Here is a 16,673-nt window from a genome sequence, read left to right on the forward strand (position 1 = left end):
CGAACACTTCTACGCGGAACACGTGGAGGCCGACGCCGTGCACGAGCAGGTCGTACGGCGCGAGGTCATCGGCGGACTCCTCGCCGACGAACCGGACCTGGAGGCCGACGTCGCCTTCGGCTGCGCCGCGACCGTCCTCCTGGAGGACCGCCTCGCCGACCACATCCGCTCCGCCTGGACCAGGGGGCTCACCGCCCTGCGCCGGCCCTTGGCGACGTCGCCCGGCGCCGGCTCCGACGCGTCGCGCGCCGTTGCCTCGGGACGCGTCGACTAGGACCTGTCCGGGCGGTCGAACCGGGCTCGGTCCTCGGGTATCCGCACCGGCAAGGCGCTGCGGAGCCGGGTCCCGGGTGCCGTCCACCGCCCCCCGTGTCTCTCCGCTCAGGCGGGAGCAGGGAAGGGGGCTGGTGCGCAGGCGGGCGAGGAGATCGGCCGGGTCGTCGTACACGGCCGCCGCGCCCGCCCCGATGAGGCCGGCGCGGGATGCCGCCGCACGGCGACCCGGTCGGGGCGGGGCATGCCCCTGCCCGGTCAGTCGTCCCCGGCGAGCACCCGGATGATCGCCGACGAGAAGGCGTCCAGGTCGTCCGGCCTCCGGGAGGTGATCAGAGGGTGGTCACCCGAGGTGTCGACGACCACCTCCCGGTCCCGCCAGGTGCCACCGGCGTTCTCCAGGTCCGGGCGGAGCGAGGGGTACGAGGTGAGTTCGCGACCCGCGGCGAGCCCGCTGTCGACGAGGAGCCACGGCCCGTGACAGATCGCGGCGACCGGCTTGCCGGCCGCCGCGAAGGCCGAGACGAGGCGCCGCGCGTCGGCGTCGGTCCGCAGCTGGTCGGCGTTGAGCGTGCCGCCCGGGACCAGTACGACGTCGTACCCGTCGGCGGTCGCCCGCGCGAGGGTCGTCTCCGCGGGGACCAGGTCGCCGGGGTGGCGGTCGGAGACGAGGGTCTGAACGGGTTCCGCCTTCTGCGCGGCGACCGTGACCCTGGCACCGCTCGCGCGCAGGGCTGCCGCCGGTCTCGTCAGTTCGTCCTGCTCGGTGCCGTAGTTCGTCGTGAGGATGAGGACGTTCCGTCCTTCGAGCGTTCCATCGGATGGCACGATGCGTTTCCTCTCGGGAGTCGCGGTCCCCCCGCCACCGGTGCGCCTCACCTTCGTACGGGTGACTCAAACCTGGTTCCCGTCCCGTCATCGTCCGTGTCGAGACCGGTACGTACCGCGGCGCCCGGAGCCGCCCCCGTGCTTCGGCACCGGGCCAGGGGCACGGTGGGCGTCAGCCCTCCGTTCGTCCGGCCCGCACCCCCGCACCGATTCCGTCGCCCGGCCGGCAGGGAGGTCGCGCCTTCTCGCCAAGGCTCCGGGGGCGCCGCATGTCGACGAGTTCCCAGCCTCCGACCTTGATCGTTGCGGCATCGTGAACGGCCCGTGAAACGCGGAGCAGTGCCATGTACATTTCACGCCCTCGGGCCTAGCGTCGGGCGCCGGCGTGACACCCGTCAGTAACCCGAGGAGCCGCTTTGACCACCCCACCGTCCCGCGGACGCGTTCGCGCGTGCGCGCTGATCACCGCGCTCGCGGCGGTTCTCCTGGCGGGCGGCGCGCCCGTCGCCCAGGCCGCCGAGGAGATACCCCTCGCGCCCGGTCACCGGCTCGTCGCCCCCTACGAGGGTGCACCCGCCACCGCCCGGCCCGTTCCCGGCAAGGGGCCCGCCCAGCACCCGTACCTCGCGCCCAACGGCCGCAGCGGCATGCACGCCGACGGGGCCGGCAGCGGAACCCATCCCTTCTCCGGGCCGCTCGGGCGCGATCCCGAGGTCCGCAGCGCGAAGATCGCCGCCGTCGGCGGCGAGTGCGCCACCGTCACCTTCGACACGGGCGGCCGTCTCGTCACCGTCTGCGGCACGTTCAGCGGCTTCCTCCTGAAGCTGCTCGACCCGCGGACCCTGGACACCCTCGCCGAGTACAAGCTGCCGCAGCGTTCCTCCACGGTCGAGGCCATCACCCGGCTCGACTTCGAGAAGATCTTCAAGGACACGTCCGGCGGCGCCTACTTCTACCTGGACGACCGGGACCGGGTCGTCCTCGCCGACTCCCGCCAGCACGTCCTGCGCATCGCCCACCGCCAGAAGGCGGACGGCGCCTGGGAGTTCCAGGTGGAGAACGACTGGGACCTCACCTCGCTCGTCCCGCACGACTGCGTCAGCTGGACCAACCTCTTCCCCAGCGGCGTCTGCGACCCCGTCACCTCCGTCATGCCGGACTGGGACGGCCGCATCTGGTGGGTGACCCGCCTCGGCCGCGTCGGCACCGTCGATCCCGCGACCGGTGCCCTGCGCGTGCTCCGGCTCGACGGCGAGGAGATCCAGAACTCCTTCTCCGTCGCCGAGGACGGCGTCTCCATCGTCACCGACCACGCCCTGTACGGCTTCCGCGCCGACGCCGACGGCGTCCCGCGCGTCCAGTGGCGCGAGGCGTACGACCGGGGGACCGGCACCAAGCCCGGTTCGGTGAACCAGGGTTCGGGCACCACCCCGGACCTCTTCGGCGACCGGGACCAGTACGTCGCGATCACCGACAACGCCGACGACCGCATGAACGTCCTCGTCTACCGCAGGGGCGCCGGCGTCCCCGCCGCCGAGCGCCTCGTCTGCAAGGTGCCGGTCTTCGGCTCCGGCGCGTCCACCACCGACAACTCCCTGATCAGCTGGGGCAACAGCCTCGTCGTCGAGAACAACTACGGCTACGAGAACCCGAGCACGCTCCTCCTGGGCCGCAGCGTCGTGGGCGGTGCGACCCGCATCGACGTCCGCGCCGACGGCAGCGGCTGCGACACCGTCTGGGAGAGCGACGTCCGCTCGCCCTCCACGGTCCCGAAGCTGTCCACCGCGAACGGGCTGCTCTACTTCTACGAGAAGCGCCCCAGCGCCTGGGGGATCGACGCCTGGTACCTGACGGCCGTCGACTTCCGCACCGGGAAGCGCGCCTTCTCGCGCTTCACCGGCACCGGCCTGTCCTATGACAACAACTGGGCGCCGATCACCATCGGCCCCGACGGCACCGCCTACGTGGGCGTCTTCAACGGCATCGTCGCCGTCCGCGACACGGCCTGACGCGGGACGGGCGCGGCGCCCCCGTGGCGCCGCGCCGTCGGCCCGCCTACACGAACTCGGGCATGTCCCCGACGGTCGTCTTCTCGTCGATCACCGCGAAGGCGGCACCCTGCGGGTCCAGGATCGCCGCGAACCGGCCGAAGGGGCTGTCCATCGGCCCGAACACCTTCCGCCCGCCGAGCGCCTCGGCCCGCTCGACGGCCTTGTCGCAGTTGTCGACGGCGAAGTACACCTGGATGTAGGCGGGGATCTCGGCGGGGAAGTCCTCGTCCGACATCACCATCCGCCCGAGGACCGGCTCCGGACCGCCGAGGTCGAAGACCCGGTAGTCCATGTGCTCGTCCTTGATCTTCTTGGAGCCGAAGTCGAAGACCTCGGTGAAGAAGGCGTCCGCCTTCCCGGGCTCCCGGGTGAAGACCTCGGCCCAGGCGTACGCACCCGGCTCGCCCTCCCGCTCGAAGCCCTCGTGCGTGCCGCCCTGCCAGACACCGAACGTGACGCCCGAGGGATCCTGCGCGAGGCACATCGTCCCGAAGTCGCCGACCCGCATCGGCTCCATCAGGACCGTGCCGCCCGCGCGCCGGATCTTCTCCGCCGTCGCCGCGGCGTCCGGCGAGGCGAAGTACAGACACCAGGCCGACTGCGGCTCGCCGTCCTGGCCCGGCATCGGGGGAACGACGGCCGCGACCGCCTTGCCGCCCTTGAACGCCTGGGTGTAATTGCCGAATTCCGAGGAGGACTCGCCGAACGTCCAGCCCAGGACATCGCCGTAGAACGTCTTGGCGCCCTCGACGTCGGTGAACATCGCGTCGGTCCAGACCGGCGTGCCTTCAGGTCGTGCGGCCATGACGGTGACTCCCACTTCCGATTCGATGACGTGTTCCTCCCGCCACGCTAGTCACGCTCGCGGTGGCCCGCGCGGCGACGCACCGCCGCCGCCCGGATCAGCCGGGCAGCCGGCCCAGGGAGTACCGGTGGAAGGGGGCGTCCGGGACCGCGATCCCCGGCCGCCACACCCGCAGCACCTGCGCCGACGGCAGGAACAGGGCCCCCGGCAGGTCGTCCGGGTCCGTCCACTCCCAGCGCTCGATCTTCTCCGGCTCGGCCACGGCGGGCTCGCCCCGGACGATCCGCACGGCGGTGGCCGCGGTCAGCCGGGTCAGCGCCGTCGAGGTGACCGTGTCCAGGAGGAGACCGAGGACCTCCACGTCACGGGCGTCCGCGACCAGCGTCGTCTCCTCGGCCAGCTCGCGCACCGCCGCCTCCTCGATGGACTCGCCCGGCTCGACCTTCCCGCCCGGCAGCTCCCACACCCCGGAGCGGTCCAGGCCCAGGAGGACGCGCCCGTCCCCGTCGGTCACCACGATGCCCGCGCCGAGCGAGGCTCCCGGGGCGGGCGGCTGGACGTTGCGGCGGGCGGTGTCGGCGTGGTCTGCGGTCGTCATGGGTCCTGTGTAGCAGGCGCCACGGACACCCCCGTGGGAGCCGCACGCCGGGGACCGTCCCCCTCAGGGGAACCGCACCCCGCCGGGACGCTCACCCCGGGGAGCCTCCGGGGCGGGTGGTACCACCGCCACCGGGCAGTGCGCGTGATGCAGCACCGCGTGGGCGACCGAACCGATGAGCAGGGTGCCCAGCCGGTGCCGGTGGTGCCGTCCCACGACCACCAGGCCCGCGTCCCGCGAGCCCTCGACCAGCCGGCCCGCCGCGTCCCCCGGCACCACCACCGGGACCACCTCCACCTCCGGCCACCGCGCCGCGAACGGCCGGAGCCGGTCCTCCTGCTCCCGCCCCGCGTCCCCCATGAGGTCCTCCGCGTCCTCGGCGAGCGGCAGCGGCGGGGGGACCTGGAGCGCGGGCGACGGGGCCGTGAGGAGCGCGCCCTGCGGCGGCGGCAGCCGGAACGCGGTCACCACCTCCAGGGGAACGCCCCGCAGACGGGCCGCCTCGAACGCGAAGGCCGGCACCTCGTCCGAGGTCTCCTCGGGGTGCAGCCCCAGCAGCACCCGGCCCGCCCCCGCCCCGCTCCCCAGCGCGGCCGTCCGCGCCTCGTGCGGCACGACGACCAGCGGACACGGCGCCGTCATGGCCAGGGTGCGGCTCGTCGAACCGAGCAGCAGGCTGGCGAAGCCGCCGTGCCCCCGGGACCCCGTCACCAGCAGCCGCGCCCCCCGGGCCGCCTCCGGCAGGGCGTCCGTCACCGACCCGTCCAGCGAGTCGTACCGCACCGGGACCCGGTGCCCCCGCTCCTCGACCACCGCGCGCACGCCCCGCGCCACCGTGTCCTGGGGCTCCGGCGCGGTCCCCAGGGAGGCGATGCGGGCGGCGCCGAGCTGGAGCGCGTCGGAGCGCACATGGGCCACCACCAGCGGCACGCCCAGGCCCTCCGCGGCGCCCAGCGCCCACTCCAGGGCCCGGAGACTGTGCTCGGACCCGTCCACGCCGACGACGACCGGCGGCTCGTACGCGGTGCTGGTGTCACTCATGCGGGAATGACTCCCGCACACGCGCGGACGCCACGCCGGTCCGGCCCGAAGCGGTTCGGGCCGGACCGGCGTGGCGTCGCTGGTGCCGGGGTGCGGTCAGGCGCCCTGACCGCGGCGCGCCCGCTCGGCGTCGCGCTCCTTGATGCGGACGGTCTCCTTGCGGACCTCCGACTGGGTGGCGCGCTCCTTCCGCAGCCACTCGGGGAGCTCCTGCTTGATCGCCTCGATCTGCTCGGTGGTGAGCGGCTCGGTGATCCCGCCGCGGGCGAGGCCCGCGATGGAGACGCCCAGCTTGTTGGCGACGACCGGGCGGGGGTGCGGCCCCTTCTCGCGCAGCTCCTGGAGCCAGGCGGGCGGGTCGGCCTGGAGTGCGGTCAGCTCGGAGCGCGAGACGACACCCTCCTGGAACTCTGCGGGGGTGGCCTCGAGGTACACACCCAGCTTCTTCGCCGCGGTCGCGGGCTTCATCGTCTGGGTGTTCTGGTGCGACGTCATGGTGTCAAGGGTATCGAGCATGCGGCCGGGCTCCGACCACGGCTGCTACCGGTAATCTGGCCGGGTGACAGGCTCGGACGCTTCCCCCGCGGATTCCCCCACTTCCCCCACCTCCTTCCGGCTCGCCTACGTGCCGGGAGCGACACCCGCGAAGTGGGTGCGGATCTGGCACGAGCGCCTGCCCGACGTGCCCCTGACCCTGCACGCCGTCACGCCCGCCGAGGCGTTCGGCGCGCTCCGGGAGGGCACCGCGGACGCGGGTCTCGTCCGGCTCCCCGTGGACGGGGACGACCTCAGCGCCATCCCTCTCTACACCGAGACGACCGTCGTCGTCGTCCCCAAGGACCACCTCTTCGCCGCGGCGGAGGAGGTCTCGGCCGAGGACCTCGCCGAGGAGCTCGTCCTGCACCCCCTCGACGACACCCTGGGCTGGGAGCGGCCGCCCGGCCGCCCTGCGATCGAGCGCCCCGAGACGACCGCCGACGCCGTCGAACTGGTGGCCGCGGGCGTCGGTGTGCTCGCCGTGCCGCAGTCGCTGGCCCGGCTGCACCACCGCAAGGACCTCACCTACCGGACCCTGCTCGGCGTCCCGCAGTCACGGGTGGCCCTGTCCTGGCCGGCCGCGGACGAGGCGCCCGACCTGGTGGAGGAGTTCATCGGCATCGTGCGCGGCCGCACGGTGAACAGCACCCGGGGCCGCCGCGCCGAGGAGAAGAAGGGCCAGAAGCAGCCCCGGGAGCAGCGGGCCGCGAAGCCGGCGAGGTCCGGCAAGCAGGGCGGCGGTTCCCGCACGGCGGGCCGCCCCTCGGCGCCCCGCAAGGGCGGCTCCGGCTCCGGCCGCGCCGGGAAGCCGCGCCGCGGCCGGGGCTGAACCGTCCGCACGGCGGACGCCCCGCGCCCGGCCCCGCCGCCCTCGGCATACTGACCCCTCCTGATCACCGAGATCATCCAGGAGGAGCTTTGGCCGCCAGTTTCAGGACCGTCGTCGAGGTGGCACCGGACCACCTCGACCAGGCACGGTCCATCGACCGGGTGTTCCAGGAGGCGATCGCCCCGGCGACCGTCAACTTCGACTTCGAGGCGATCCACAAGGCGGCCTCGGCCGTCCCGGACAGCGACGTCGTGAAGATGGTCCGGGGCTGGGGGCTCCAGGAGTACGCCCCCGTCCTGGTCATGGTCCTCTCCCTCAAGGAGGCCGTCCGCCAGGCGCTGCCGCCGGAGTGCGCGGAGGCCGGGTTCTGGGCCACGGTCGAGCGGGAGCTCGTCCAGGCCTTCACCGGGCTCGCCGCGCAGGAGGGGCAGCCCGGACTCTCCTTCTACGAGGAGTCCGGGGACCGCACCCGCTTCTACCGGGACCTGTTCTTCGCCCTCCAGGACGAGGAGACGGGGGACCACATGTACGCCCTGGCCTTCTGCGTCGACGTCACCGTCGAGCTGCCGAAGGCCGAGACGGTGGCGCTCGCCCTGACCGACATCGTGCCCTTCGCGGTACGGCTGAACGCGATCGTGGTCCGCCAGGCGCTGAGCGTCGCGGTCTGACCGTACGGGCCCACCCCGTACGCCCTCCCGAGGGCACCCGGCCGGACGCCCGGCCCGCACCGCTCCGCACCGGCCCGCCGTCCCGGGCCGGATCCGAGGAGCGCGCGACCCCTCAGCCCCGCAGCCGCGGCCTGCCGCCCCGGGCCGCCGCGACGAGCTCCGGCAGCGTCGCCAGCTTGACGCGGGGACGTCCCGCCTCCCGGCCCCGTGCCCGCTCGGCCCGGTCGATGGAGGCCAGACCGCGCGCGTCGACGAGCCCCCCTCCGCTACGGCTCCTCGCGAGGCGACGGAACTCCTGCGCCGTGCCCGTCGGCTTCGGCAGGGCCCCGGCGACCGCGTCCGCGAGCAGCGTCCCGACCGTCTCCTCCGCGCAGGCCCGGTTGGCCCCGATGCCCCCCGAAGGACCCCGCTTGATCCAGCCGACCACATAGCTGCCGGGCAGCCCCGCCACCCGGCCCGCCTCGTGCGGCACGGTCCCGGTGGCCTCGTCGAAGGGCAGCCCCGCGAGCGGCACGCCCCGGTAGCCGATGGCCCGGACGAGCAGTCCCGTCGCGATCTCCGTCCCGGCCGCCGCGTCCCGCTCCGTCACCCGTACCGCCCGCACGTGCTCCGCGCCGAGCGCCTCGACCGGGGCGGAGTGGAAGCGGAGCACGATCCGGCGCCGGCCCGGTGCGGGGGGCCGCGTCCAGTCCACGGTCTCCCGGCCGACGCCCCGCAGGAGCGCGGCCTTCGTCCCGGGCTCCGCCGCGTCGACGGCGGCGCCGGTGCGCGGGTCCCGGTCGTCGACGACCAGGTCGACCCCGGGCAGGTGCTTCAGGGCGAGCAGCTCGGAGGCGGTGTACGCGGCGTCCTCGGGGCCGCGCCGGCCGAGCAGCACCACCTCGCGGACCCGGGCGTCGCGCAGGGCGGCGAGGGCGTGGTCGGCGATGTCGGTGCGGGCGAGGGCCTCGGGGTCCGTGAGGAGGACCCGGGCCACGTCGAGCGCCACGTTGCCGTTGCCGACCACGACGACCCGGTCGGCGGCGGGCCGCACCGCGTCCGCGCCGGTCTCCGGGTGCGCGTTGTACCAGGAGACGACGGAGGTCGCCGAGACGCTGCCGGGCAGGTCCTCGCCGGGGATGCCGAGGCGCCGGTCGGAGGGCGCGCCGACCGCGTAGACCACGGCGTCGTGGTGCGCGGCGAGTTCGCCCGGGGTGACGTCCACGCCGATCTGGACGCCGAGCCGCATCCGGACCCTGGGGTGGGCGTGGAAGCGGGCGAAGGTGTCCCCGGCGCCCTTGGTCGCGGGGTGGTCCGGGGCCACGCCGTACCGGACGAGTCCGCCGGCGACGGGCAGGCGGTCGATCAGCGTCACCTCGGCGTTGGTGTGCAGGAGGAGGTCCTCGGCGGCGTACATCCCGGCCGGACCGGTGCCGACGACCGCGACCCGGATCGGGGCGAAGTCGGCGGGGAGCGAGCGCGTGAAGGAGGGCGCGCCCCAGGGGTGGAAGGTGGGCGACGCCAGGACCGGGGCGGGCTCGCGTCCCGCGTAGTGGGCGGCGTTGATCTCCTCGTACTCCCGCAGCGGCTCGGGCAGCCGGTCGGCGGGGAAGATCGCGTCGACGGGGCAGGCGTCGGCGCAGGCACCGCAGTCGATGCAGGACCTCGGGTCGATGTACAGCATCTCCGTCGTGCCGAAGTCCGGCTCGTCGGGCGTCGGGTGGATGCAGTTGACCGGGCAGACGGCGACGCAGGTGGCGTCGTTGCAGCAGGTCTGGGTGATGGCGTAGGTCATGGCCTCGGCTCGGATCCGGGGGACGGGGGCGGGTCAGACGAGGTGCGCGCGCTGGTAGAAGAAGAGCGCGGGACGGGTCAGCATCCCGACGTCCGCGAGGAACTCCATCAGTCCGGCGCAGCTGGCGCGCAGGAGCCCCTTGTAGTGCTCGTTGGCGGCGGCCTCGCGGCGGGCGCGCTCGGGGTCGAGCCCGGCGCGCACGTACACCTCGGGGTTCACCAGGCTGGTGATGATGTAGTACGCGGCGACGGCGACGACGAGGGCCTGGAAGTGGCGGCGGGCCCGGCTCGCGCGGGCGAGGTGGCGGCGGGTCTCGTCCCGGGCGAACTTCATGTGCCGGGATTCCTCGACGACGTGGATGTTGTTGATGGTGCGGACGAAGGGGACGACCCGCTCGTCGCGCATCCAGTCGCGCTGCATGACGTCGAGGACCTCCTCGGCGACGAGGATGCCGGCGTAGGCGGCCTCGCCGAAGCCGACGGTCTTCATGAACCGGCCGAGTTCGAGCACCGACCGCCGGGGCCGGTAGGCGGGGGCGCCGAGCTTCTGGGAGCCCCGGGCGAACATGATCGAGTGCCGGCACTCGTCGGCGATCTCGGTGAGCGCCCACTGGAACCGGGGGTCGGTGTGGTCCATCCGGTAGATGTCACGGAGCATCAGCTGCTGGAGGATCATCTCGAACCAGATGCCGGTGCTGGCCACCGAGGCCGACTCCTGACGGGTCAGCTCCTTGCGCTGCTCCTCGCTCATCTCGTTCCAGTAGGCGGTCCCGTAGAGGCTGTTCCACTCCGGGCTCTGGCCGTGGAAGTCCTTGTCGAGGGGGGTGTCCCAGTCGACCTCGGTGGCGGGGTCGTAGGAGAGCTTCGCGGCCGACAGCAGCAGCCGCGCGGCGACGTCGTCGTTCTCGTGGTCCGGGCGGACGGTGCTGCGTGCCATGGTGCGGCTCCTCGGGGTCGCGCGAGCGGCTCGGGCTCTTGTTAGACGCTGCGTCTAGCAAGCTTGTTAGACGGAACGTACAACAAGGGCCCCGGCAAGGCCTACCCCCCGGTACGGACTTTCTTCCGCCGTCCTGGTCAGGGGCACGCGAACGGGGCCGGAGCCATGCGGCTCCGGCCCCGTCTCCCGGGTCGGGACGTGCTAGAAGGTCAGGTTCCAGGCGTCGATCTTGCCCGTGTCCTGGCTCGCGTTGTCGTTGACGCGGAGCTTCCAGACGCCGTTCGCGACCTCCGAGGAGGCGTTGACCGTGTAGGTCTGGGCGATGTTGTCCGTGCCGCTGCCGGTCCGGTTGTGCAGCGTGTGCACGCTGCCGTCCGGGGCCACCAGGTCGACCTTCAGGTCACCGATGTAGGTGTGCTTGATGTCGACGCCCACCTTGAGGGTGGCCGGCGCGTTGCCCGTGACGCCGCTGACCGTGAGGGAGCTCTCGACCGTGGCGTTGTCCGCGATCGCGACGTCCGTCAGGTTCTCGAAGTACGCCCCGGCCGGCGGGGTGGAGCCGGAGACGGCCTTCAGGGCGTCCACGCGGCCCTCGCCGAAGAAGCTGTTCTTCGCCGTGGTGCCGGTGCAGCGGGCGTCCGACGGGCAGGCCAGGTCGGTGGCCTGCTGGCCGAGCTTCGCGCGGATGTCCGCCGGGGTGTACGCCGGGTTGGCGCTGGCGAGCAGCGCGGCCACGCCCGCCACGTGCGGGGAGGCCATCGAAGTGCCGCTCAGCGAGGCGTACTTGCCGCCGGGGGCGGTGCTGTAGACGGACTCGCCGGGCGCCGAGACCTCGATGACGTCACGGCCGTAGTTGGAGAACGAGGCCTTGGACGAGCCGTTGGTGCCGTTGGCGGCGACCGTGACGACACCCGGCAGCTCGGCCGGGATGTCGAGGCAGTCGTTGGTGATCGTCCGGTTCACCGGCGTCGAGTCGTTGGGGCTCGACGAGTCGCTGGTCTTGTTGGCCAGGTCGACGTTCGAGTTGCCGGCCGCCGCGACCTGGAGCGAGCCCTTGCCGTCGGCGTACGCCTGGGCGCGGCCCACGCCCTCCAGGATGGCCGCCTGGTCGAGGTCGTTCGGGCAGTTGAACTGCCACGGGTCCGTGTAGTAGCTGTTGTTGGTGACCTTGAAGCCGTGGTCACCGGCCCACACGAGGCCGCAGATCGTGTTCTCCGCGAAGAAGAGCGTGGTGCCCGGCTCGGCGATCCGCACCGAGGAGATCTTCACGCCGGGCGCGACGCCGATGGCGCCCTTGCCGTTCCTGGCGGCGGCGACCGTGCCGGCCACGTGGGTGCCGTGCTGGTCGACGTCCCGCCACGCCCCGGCGCGGGTGTCCGTCTTGCCGTAGGCGCAGGAGACCGAGTCGGCGGCGTTGAAGTTCGGCGCCAGGTCCTGGTGCTGGTCGTCCACGCCGGTGTCCAGGATGCCGACCTTGACCGAGGCCGAGCCCGGGTTGACGGCCCAGGCCTGGTCGGCCTTGATCTGCGTCATGTCCGAGCGCACGGGCTCGGTCGTGGGCGCCGTCGCCTGCGACGGGTTGGCCGGGAGCGCCGGGTTGTAGGCGTCCGCGGGGACGTCGGAGGTGCGGGTCGCGCCGACCTTCTGGACGCCGGAGACGCCACGCATCGTGGCGGCGAAGGAGGCGGAGGTCGAGTGCGCGACGATCACGCCGATCGCGTCGTACGAGGCGAAGACCGAGCCGCCGTTGTTCGCGACGGCGGTACGGACGGCGGTGGTGTCACCGGGGGCCGTGATGACCAGGTAGGCGCGGGTGCCCGCGGCCCAGGCGGCGGGTGCCGCGGTGTTCGTCCGGGCGGCCGCGGTGAAGGCGGCCAGCGGCTCGTTGTCGAGCGGGGCGGCCTGGGCGAGGGAGACCGGCCCGGCGAGCGCGAGGGCGGTGCCGAGCACGGTCGCCGCGAGTCTCACGCGGCCGGATATCTGGGAAAACAATGCGTCCTCCGATGACCCGGTGGCGCGGGTGGCGCCGGCCGGGCCCTGTGATGTGTGGGGTGGACGCAAGATCCCAGACGGACGGAGCGGAAGGAAGCGTTCTGTCCGACAAGCCCGTTCACGTAACAGAATCTTGACTTGAACATGGCGACGAGGGGTGGATTTCGCTCCTCCCCCTCGTCGCCACCTGCGGTACGCGTCGTGCTGCGGGCTGCCTGCGGTACGGGCAGGCCGTGCGGGCTACTTGAGGTACGGGCCGGCCTCGCCGATCCGTCCGGGACCGTTCAGGACGTAGACCCGCAGGTTCCCCTTCCCGGGGGCCGCGACCGAGAGGGTCCCGTCGGTGACGGTGCGGACGTCGCCGGTCACTGCGTCCGCGTACGTGCCGTTCGGGACGCCCCTGAAGGAGGCGCCGCCCGACACCGTGACGAGCGCGAAGCTGTCGGTCGGGCCGCTGGTCCAGCGGCGCTTGAACGCCATGCCGCCCGTGACGCCCTCCGTCGAGTACTGCCCCGTCTGGAGCGCGGGGATCGCGCGGCGGATCTGGTTGAGCCGCTGCACGTGCCGCACGAGGGGCTGCCGGAGGGTGTCGGCGACCGCGCCCGAGGCCGCGGAGACCTGCGAGAAGTCGGTGGCCGTGACGGAGCCGGCCACGTGGTCACCGAAGTAGGCGCGGCCCGTGTCGGCCAGCGGGCAGGACGGCCCGCAGTCGATCTTCTTCCCCTTCTGGAACTCGATCTCGGAGCCGTAGTACAGCGTCGGGATGCCGCGGAAGGTCCACATCAGGGACATGTTCTCGGCCCAGGCGTCGGTGCCGCCCGCATAGCGTTCGCTCGACTTGTTCGGGCCGTAGTCGTGGCTGTCGACGTAGACGACGTTATAGGTGGCGTCGTTGTAGCTGTCGTCGGAGTCCTTGCCGTTGGAGAAGGCGTTCTGCGCGTCGCCGAAGTTCATGTGCATGCGCATGTCGATGACGTTCATGCCGGAGAAGCGGCTGTGGTCGGGCGTGTGGTAGCTGTTCCCGTCCAGGAAGGCGTTGGTGGAGGTGGGTTGGTCGCCGGTGCCCCGCTGCTGCTCGTAGGCGTACATCTCCAGGGCCGCCTTCGCGTCGTCCGCGTCGTACTCCTTGCGCTCCTTCCAGGTGTAGAACTGCGCCGAGTGGTTCACCGAGCCCCGGTTCCACTTGTCGTTGACGAAGGCGGCGACCTCGCCGAAGACGAAGAAGTTCGCCGCGGCCTGCGCTCCGTGACGCTGCGTCACCCGCTCCTGGATCGCCGGAAGGAAGCGACGGTTCCAGGTGGTGCGCGGGATGTGCACGGCCGTGTCGACGCGGAAGCCGTCGACGCCCATGTCGATGTACTTGTCGTACGCGCCGATCAGGTAGCTCTGGACGGCCGGGCTCTCGGTGTCGAAGTCGGCCAGGTCCTCGTGCAGCCAGCAGGAACGGGAGTCCTCGCCCTCCCAGTTGCCGATCCAGCACTGGTGGTAGAGCGCCTTCGGGAACATGCCCGACGTCGGGCTCGGCCACTGGCAGTTGTAGACCGTGTAGCCCTCGGCGCTCTTTCCGCCGGTGGGCCTGCCCCAGTTGACGCACGTGTTGCCGGCGGGCTCGGCCGTCGACCACAGGTCGCCGTTGTAGTACGACGTGCCGCTCTTCGCGTCGACGGTCAGGCCGTCGTACTCGAAACCGGGCTGCCTCTCGTCGTAGTACCAGCTCCACTGGCTGTCCCGCACGCCGTACACGGTCGGCACGAAGAGGCCCTTGGCGCCCCAGCGGGAGGAGTGGTTGTAGACGACGTCCTGGTAGATCTTCATGCCCTTGGCGTGGGCGGCGTCGATCAGGTCCTGGTAGGAGGCGCCTGCGGACTCCAGGCGGGGATCGACCTTGTAGAAGTCCCAGCCGTGGTAGCCGTGGTAGTCGTAGTCCGAGCGGTTGAGGACGACCGGGGTCACCCAGATCGCCAAGAACCCGAGGCCCTTGACGTAGTCCAGCTTCTCGATGAGGCCCTTGAAGTCGCCCCGGAACATGGGGTCGCCGTGCGCCGCGTTCCCCGACTTCACGTGCTGGCTGCCGCCCCGGTCGTTCGACGCGTCGCCGTCGTTGAAGCGGGCGGTGAGGACGAAGTAGATGGGGTCCTTGCGCGGGTCCGTGCCGAGCGGCTTCCCGGTCGCGGGCGTGGCCGGCCGGTCGCCGGTCGTGGCGGTCGCGGGGGCCGAGGCCGCGGAGACGTTCCCGGCGGCGTCCACGGCCCTCACCGTGTAGGTGTACGCCGTCCGTTCCGCGAGTCCGGTGTCGGAGTACACCGTGGAGGTCACGTCGGTCACGACGGTGCCGCCGCTGCCGCCGACCCGGGTGACCTGGTACTTCGTCACGCCCCGGTCGTCCGTGGCCGGGTCCCAGGAGAGCAGCACGGAGACCCCGTCGGCGGTCGCGGTCACCCGGGCCGGCGCGGTGGGGGCCCGGGTGTCGGGCGGGGTCGCGGCGCAGGGATCGGCGGCGTGCGCGGTCACCACGCGGTTCCGCACGGTCGAGACACCAGTGCCGATCGTGTAGTCGGAGCCGCCGTTGTTGTCCCAGGTCCCGTTGCCGTTGTTGAACGCGGCCCGGAGCGAGCCGGCCGTCCCGAGGTCGACCGCGCGCTTCCACCAGCCGGGGCAGGCCGCCTGCATGCCGACTCCGGGGACGCTGGTCCAGGCACCTCCTGCGAGCTGGTGGTGGAGGTTGACGGTGGACCAGCCGAGCGCCTCGGTCGAGTAGTAGACGGTCGCCTCGGCGGCGGGGGAGGGCGTGGTGCCCGAGCAGGGGTCGGAGTGGGCGACGACCCCGTCCTTGACGGTGACGCTCCCCGTGCCCAGGGCGTAGTTCCTGCCGCCGTTGTTGTCCCAGGTGCCGCCGCCGTCGTTGAAGGTGGCCCGGAGCCCGGTGGCCGTGCCGAGGTTCACGGTCCTCTTCACCCAGTCCGTGCAGGCGGGTTCCATGGCGACGCCCGGGACCGTCGTCCAGGAACCGCCGTCGGGCGCGTAGTGCAGGTGCGGTGAGGCCCAGTTCTTCGTCCTCGTCCAGTAGAAGACCGTGGTGGTGTTCTCCGCGACGGCCGCGACGGGCGAGGACCGGAGGGGCGAGGGGGCGCCGGGCGGCGCGCCGAGCAGACCGAGCAGACCGGCTGCCAGGGCCAGGACGGCCACCGTGCGTCCGGTCCGGGGGACGGGGATGCGGCTCATCTGAAGCTCCAGACGGAGGCGTTCCGTACGGGCCGGCGGGGAGGAGAGGGGATCGGCACCGCATGGAAACGCGATCGGAAAGTTTCTGAAACGTCTTGCGTCCGGCGGAAGTTACCGCCGACGGGCGGGGGAGGGAAGACTTCTGACCGAAAGCGGTGCCCGGCGTCTACGCTCGTGCCGTCCGGCCGAGCGTGATCACGTCGAGAGGGACCCGATGAAGCTGCCCGCCGCGCTGCGCGTGGCCAACGAGGGTCTGGCCTTCCTGCTGGAACTCGCGGCCCTGGCCGCGCTGGCCTGGTGGGGGTGGGAGGCCACGGAGAACACCGCGCTACGACTGCTGCTCGCCGTCGCCGCGCCCGCTCTGGCGGCCGCCGTATGGGGCCTGTTCGCCGCGCCGAAGGCCCGCTTCCGGGTACCGCTCGCGGCCGTCCTGCTCGTGAAGGCCCTGGTGTTCGGCACGGCGGCACTCGCCCTCGCCGACCTGGGCCGCCCGGCGTGGGCCCTCGCCTTCGCCGCCGTGACGCTCGTCAACACGACCCTGGCGACGGCGGACCGGCGGATGGCGGCGCGGCGCGGGGTGTGAGCTCCGCCAGGGGTGTCCTGTCGGCGGGGGCGGGCGCGCGGCGCACCCCCGGACGGGGCATCGCCTAGGGCCGGGGCCAGGGGCGGCCTTCCAGGCGTTCGATGTCGCGGTTGAAGCGCTCCAGATAGGCGGCGAAGCGGGACACGTCCTCGGGGTCCCACTCCTCCAGCACCCGCTCCAGGCCCTCGATGTTCGAGGCGCGGTCGGCCTCCAGGCGGCGCTCGCCCTCCTCCGTGATGCGGAACTTGCGGGCGATCCCGCCGTCCGGATCCGGGATGCGCTCCACGACGCCGGCGCGGAGCATCGCGGCCGTCTGCCGGTTGAGGGTGGACGCGTCGAGGCCGAAGGCCTCGCTGAGCTGCCCGATGGACATCGGCCCGTGCATCCGGATGCGGGTGAGGAGCACGTACGCGCTGCGGTCGAGCTGGGCCCCGGCCGCGCGGCGCGGTCCGTACAGGTGGGCGTGCCGTCCGAGCAGCATGCTCTCGAACTCGACCAGGTGGGTGGGCTTGTCCATGGGGGCATTCTCTCCTGTC

Annotated in this window: 15 protein-coding genes; 5 read left to right on the plus strand and 10 right to left on the minus strand. The window is 72.7% G+C overall.

The features are described from left to right. Nucleotides 1-274, plus strand: a 274-nt coding sequence (locus ACFYXU_RS18075; RefSeq protein ID WP_389458543.1) for an iron-containing redox enzyme family protein, incomplete at its 5' end; no start/stop codon positions are given. A gap of 257 nt (nucleotides 275-531) precedes the next feature. On the opposite strand, the gene ACFYXU_RS18080 is transcribed toward ACFYXU_RS18075, so the two are convergent. Then, on the minus strand, nucleotides 532-1,101 hold the full coding sequence (locus ACFYXU_RS18080) for a type 1 glutamine amidotransferase domain-containing protein (protein ID WP_389458545.1): 570 nt from the start codon (nucleotides 1,099-1,101) through the stop codon (nucleotides 532-534). Between the two features lie 416 nt (nucleotides 1,102-1,517). Between ACFYXU_RS18080 and ACFYXU_RS18085 the strand changes: the two genes are divergently transcribed. Further along, on the plus strand, nucleotides 1,518-3,110 hold the full coding sequence (locus tag ACFYXU_RS18085; protein ID WP_376517707.1) for a hypothetical protein: 1,593 nt from the start codon (nucleotides 1,518-1,520) through the stop codon (nucleotides 3,108-3,110). Between the two features lie 46 nt (nucleotides 3,111-3,156). Here the strand turns inward: ACFYXU_RS18085 and ACFYXU_RS18090 are convergent, their stop codons facing one another. The 4 genes from ACFYXU_RS18090 to ACFYXU_RS18105 all read right to left on the minus strand — a co-directional run bounded on the left by ACFYXU_RS18090 (nucleotide 3,157) and on the right by ACFYXU_RS18105 (nucleotide 6,091). Then, a complete protein-coding gene (locus ACFYXU_RS18090; RefSeq protein WP_389458547.1) occupies nucleotides 3,157-3,957 on the minus strand; it encodes a VOC family protein in 801 nt (266 codons plus the stop codon). A 97-nt stretch (nucleotides 3,958-4,054) separates the two neighbouring features. Further along, nucleotides 4,055-4,555, minus strand: a complete 501-nt coding sequence (locus ACFYXU_RS18095) for an NUDIX hydrolase (protein WP_389458549.1) — start codon at nucleotides 4,553-4,555, stop codon at nucleotides 4,055-4,057. Between the two features lie 63 nt (nucleotides 4,556-4,618). Beyond that, nucleotides 4,619-5,596, minus strand: a complete 978-nt coding sequence (locus tag ACFYXU_RS18100; RefSeq protein WP_376517700.1) for a universal stress protein — start codon at nucleotides 5,594-5,596, stop codon at nucleotides 4,619-4,621. Between the two features lie 96 nt (nucleotides 5,597-5,692). Then, nucleotides 5,693-6,091 (minus strand): DUF5997 family protein, encoded by a 399-nt coding sequence (locus tag ACFYXU_RS18105; protein WP_376517229.1) that lies wholly within the window; start codon nucleotides 6,089-6,091, stop codon nucleotides 5,693-5,695. A gap of 64 nt (nucleotides 6,092-6,155) precedes the next feature. Here ACFYXU_RS18105 and ACFYXU_RS18110 point away from each other — a divergent pair, with 64 nt between their 5' ends. Together ACFYXU_RS18110 and ACFYXU_RS18115 are read left to right on the plus strand one after the other, a co-directional pair. Beyond that, the gene (locus ACFYXU_RS18110; RefSeq protein WP_376517231.1) at nucleotides 6,156-6,962 is read left to right on the plus strand and encodes a LysR family substrate-binding domain-containing protein; all 807 of its coding nucleotides are present in this window, start codon (nucleotides 6,156-6,158) and stop codon (nucleotides 6,960-6,962) included. Nucleotides 6,963-7,051: 89 nt separating this feature from the next. Then, a complete protein-coding gene (locus tag ACFYXU_RS18115) occupies nucleotides 7,052-7,630 on the plus strand; it encodes a Type-2Aa cytolytic delta-endotoxin (protein ID WP_376517234.1) in 579 nt (192 codons plus the stop codon). A 112-nt stretch (nucleotides 7,631-7,742) separates the two neighbouring features. Here the strand turns inward: ACFYXU_RS18115 and ACFYXU_RS18120 are convergent, their stop codons facing one another. The 4 genes from ACFYXU_RS18120 to ACFYXU_RS18135 all read right to left on the minus strand — a co-directional run bounded on the left by ACFYXU_RS18120 (nucleotide 7,743) and on the right by ACFYXU_RS18135 (nucleotide 15,554). After that, nucleotides 7,743-9,404 carry an FAD-dependent oxidoreductase gene (locus ACFYXU_RS18120; RefSeq protein ID WP_389458552.1) on the minus strand — a complete coding sequence of 554 codons (1,662 nt, stop codon included), beginning with the start codon at nucleotides 9,402-9,404 and terminating at the stop codon, nucleotides 7,743-7,745. 33 nt (nucleotides 9,405-9,437) lie between these two features. Further along, complete coding sequence (locus tag ACFYXU_RS18125) at nucleotides 9,438-10,340, minus strand: diiron oxygenase (RefSeq protein ID WP_376517237.1); 903 nt, start codon at nucleotides 10,338-10,340, stop codon at nucleotides 9,438-9,440. Between the two features lie 201 nt (nucleotides 10,341-10,541). Then, nucleotides 10,542-12,332 carry a S8 family serine peptidase gene (locus ACFYXU_RS18130; protein WP_389458554.1) on the minus strand — a complete coding sequence of 597 codons (1,791 nt, stop codon included), beginning with the start codon at nucleotides 12,330-12,332 and terminating at the stop codon, nucleotides 10,542-10,544. 240 nt (nucleotides 12,333-12,572) lie between these two features. Then, nucleotides 12,573-15,554, minus strand: a complete 2,982-nt coding sequence (locus ACFYXU_RS18135; protein WP_389458556.1) for a carbohydrate binding domain-containing protein — start codon at nucleotides 15,552-15,554, stop codon at nucleotides 12,573-12,575. Between the two features lie 214 nt (nucleotides 15,555-15,768). Between ACFYXU_RS18135 and ACFYXU_RS18140 the strand changes: the two genes are divergently transcribed. Next, on the plus strand, nucleotides 15,769-16,137 hold the full coding sequence (locus ACFYXU_RS18140; RefSeq protein ID WP_389458558.1) for a YrdB family protein: 369 nt from the start codon (nucleotides 15,769-15,771) through the stop codon (nucleotides 16,135-16,137). Nucleotides 16,138-16,201: 64 nt separating this feature from the next. Here the strand turns inward: ACFYXU_RS18140 and ACFYXU_RS18145 are convergent, their stop codons facing one another. Next, nucleotides 16,202-16,654 (minus strand): MarR family transcriptional regulator, encoded by a 453-nt coding sequence (locus ACFYXU_RS18145; RefSeq protein WP_329852706.1) that lies wholly within the window; start codon nucleotides 16,652-16,654, stop codon nucleotides 16,202-16,204. Between the last annotated feature and the right edge of the window lie 19 nt (nucleotides 16,655-16,673).

The sequence above is a fragment of the Streptomyces sp. NPDC002232 genome, from assembly GCF_042890295.1.
Taxonomy (GTDB): Bacteria; Actinomycetota; Actinomycetes; order Streptomycetales; family Streptomycetaceae; genus Streptomyces.

Excerpts from the sequence above, each read along its gene's own strand:
- ACFYXU_RS18090 (WP_389458547.1), bottom strand. The coding sequence starts at position 3,957 with ATGGCCGCACGACCTGAAGGCACGCCGGTCTGGACCGACGCGATGTTC.
- ACFYXU_RS18095 (WP_389458549.1), bottom strand. The coding sequence starts at position 4,555 with ATGACGACCGCAGACCACGCCGACACCGCCCGCCGCAACGTCCAGCCG.
- ACFYXU_RS18100 (WP_376517700.1), bottom strand. The coding sequence starts at position 5,596 with ATGAGTGACACCAGCACCGCGTACGAGCCGCCGGTCGTCGTCGGCGTG.
- ACFYXU_RS18105 (WP_376517229.1), bottom strand. The coding sequence starts at position 6,091 with ATGACGTCGCACCAGAACACCCAGACGATGAAGCCCGCGACCGCGGCG.
- ACFYXU_RS18120 (WP_389458552.1), bottom strand. The coding sequence starts at position 9,404 with ATGACCTACGCCATCACCCAGACCTGCTGCAACGACGCCACCTGCGTC.
- ACFYXU_RS18125 (WP_376517237.1), bottom strand. The coding sequence starts at position 10,340 with ATGGCACGCAGCACCGTCCGCCCGGACCACGAGAACGACGACGTCGCC.
- ACFYXU_RS18135 (WP_389458556.1), bottom strand. The coding sequence starts at position 15,554 with ATGAGCCGCATCCCCGTCCCCCGGACCGGACGCACGGTGGCCGTCCTG.
- ACFYXU_RS18140 (WP_389458558.1), top strand. The coding sequence starts at position 15,769 with ATGAAGCTGCCCGCCGCGCTGCGCGTGGCCAACGAGGGTCTGGCCTTC.
- ACFYXU_RS18145 (WP_329852706.1), bottom strand. The coding sequence starts at position 16,654 with ATGGACAAGCCCACCCACCTGGTCGAGTTCGAGAGCATGCTGCTCGGA.